The following is a 1,792-nucleotide window of genomic DNA, read 5'->3' on the forward strand; positions in this document are numbered from 1 at the left end:
CGTCCACGCGGTCTCCCCCACGGCTCCGGCGCCCACCGCCGAAGCGACGGGGAAGGGGATGACGCCCGGTCAGCGCAAGGGGCTCATCGTGGGCGGCGTGGGCCTGGTGCTCGCGGGGCTCGCGCTGGTGTTCCTGCTGCCGAAGGGCGGCGTGGAGGTGCGCAACGCCCAGGAGGGCGAGCGCGTCTACGTGTCCGGCGTCCTGCTGGATGCGAGCCAGGGCCTGCCCGAAGGCAACACCGGCTGGCTCATCTCCACGGCCGTGGACGGCAAGCTGCACCGCTTCGGCAAGGTGCCGAGGTCGGAGCACATCGACCTGCGCACGCTCGCGGACGCCCCGCCCCAGGCGGAGGCCCGGGGCATGCTCAGCATCACCGGTGCCCAGGGCTGCCGCGTGGCGCTGGGCTCGCAGGTGCTGGATGGCCAGACGCCCCTGTCCAACCAGATGCCCGCGGGGCGCGAGTTCGAGGTGCGCGTCACCTGCGGCGGCAAGCCCGACGTCGTCCGCTGGGTGATGGCCGTCCCGGGGCAGGGCGTCGTGCTGGACGTGCCCTGAGCCGGACGGAATGTCCCGTGCCGGAGGACACCGCTGACAAAGCGGCCCTCCGGTCGGTGAGGCCGTGCGGGGCCTACAGCTTCTTCAGCAGGAAGGCCCGGTACTGGCCGTAGCCCGGCAGGTCCTCGCCGAGCGAGCCGTCCACCTTCGCGCGCAGGGTGAGCGTGCCGTCCATCAGGTCCAGCGTGAAGCCCGGCGCGTCCTTGTGGACGATGTGCAACGTCTGGATGCCTTCCCGGACGGCCTGCTTTCCGATGGCGTCGCTACAGACGGACTTCATGTCGTCGATGAGCCGGTCGAAGACGCCGTTGGAGAGCATCTGGATGGCGGCCACGGTGGTGAAGCTCGCCTCGTCCAGCGTCACCTGGATGTCCGCGCCCGCCGCGGCCCCCTTCAGCTCCGCCACCTTCGAGGCGAAGGTGTCGTTCTTGAACGCGGCCATCTCCGACCGTTCGGCGAGACCCATGGTGTTCGTGCTCCGTGCTGTGTCCGGGCGGGAATGCCTGAAAGAAGGCGGAAACCTCGTGGACAGGCCGCCCGTGTGTCAACGCCCTCAGTCGTGGGTGCCCACGTGCAGGTCGCCGTGGCGCGTGCAGACCCAGTGGAAGGCGCAGGAGCAGGCCACCGCGCGGGCATGCGTGCAGCACCGGCCCCCGAAGTCCTCCGGGAGGACTTCGCGCTCGGGAGGTGGCGGGTCGGGCAGCTCCTTGGGGGCGCCCCGCCCGGAGTCCGCGGGTGCGCTGCCGCAGCAGCCGCGCACGAGGCACTCGGGACACAGGGACAATTCGCAGTGCGCGCACCAGTCGAACACCTCTCCGGCGGTGCCACGGCGCTCACAACCTCCACAGGCGTCGAACATGGGCAGCCTCCTTGCTCACCTGCGAGGAAGGTAGAGGAGGGGTCCGACATCACGGGGCGTGCGGGAACGTCTGGCGCTCCGGGAGGAGGGAAGCGACGGCTGGCCGACGCTCGCGCCACGCACCTTCCACGGGTGGACGGGAATCAGGACGCACGCCGGTCCGTGAGCCCTTGCGGCGTTGGCCGGGGATTCGCATGGAACAGGGGCTCACGTAGTTCCAGTTTTTCGGGGAGGACGCAGTCATGCGCAGACACCGCCGCATCATCGGAGTGTTCGGCTCCGGGGCGCACTCCCACGACGAGTGGGTCGTCCCCCTGGCGCGGTGGATTGCGGAGGCCGGGTTCGACCTGCTCACCGGCGCGGGTGGCGGCGTCATG

General features: G+C 70.7%; 2 protein-coding genes and 1 pseudogene. 1 reads left to right on the forward strand and 2 read right to left on the reverse strand.

Annotated features, from left to right (window positions below):
• A pseudogene (locus D7V77_RS41800) lies at window positions 1–556 on the forward strand (serine/threonine protein kinase); the annotation flags it as partial.
• A 73-nt stretch (window positions 557–629) separates the two neighbouring features.
• On the opposite strand, the gene D7V77_RS41805 reads toward D7V77_RS41800, so the two are convergent.
• Both D7V77_RS41805 and D7V77_RS41810 read right to left on the reverse strand, forming a co-directional pair.
• Window positions 630–1,022, reverse strand: a complete 393-nt coding sequence (locus tag D7V77_RS41805; protein WP_147452354.1) for a hypothetical protein — start codon at window positions 1,020–1,022, stop codon at window positions 630–632.
• An 87-nt stretch (window positions 1,023–1,109) separates the two neighbouring features.
• A complete protein-coding gene (locus tag D7V77_RS41810; RefSeq protein ID WP_120581708.1) occupies window positions 1,110–1,415 on the reverse strand; it encodes a hypothetical protein in 306 nt (101 codons plus the stop codon).
• Window positions 1,416–1,792 lie beyond the last annotated feature (377 nt).

It is taken from the genome of Corallococcus sp. CA041A (genome assembly GCF_003612075.1).
Classification (GTDB): Bacteria; Myxococcota; Myxococcia; order Myxococcales; family Myxococcaceae; genus Corallococcus; species Corallococcus exiguus.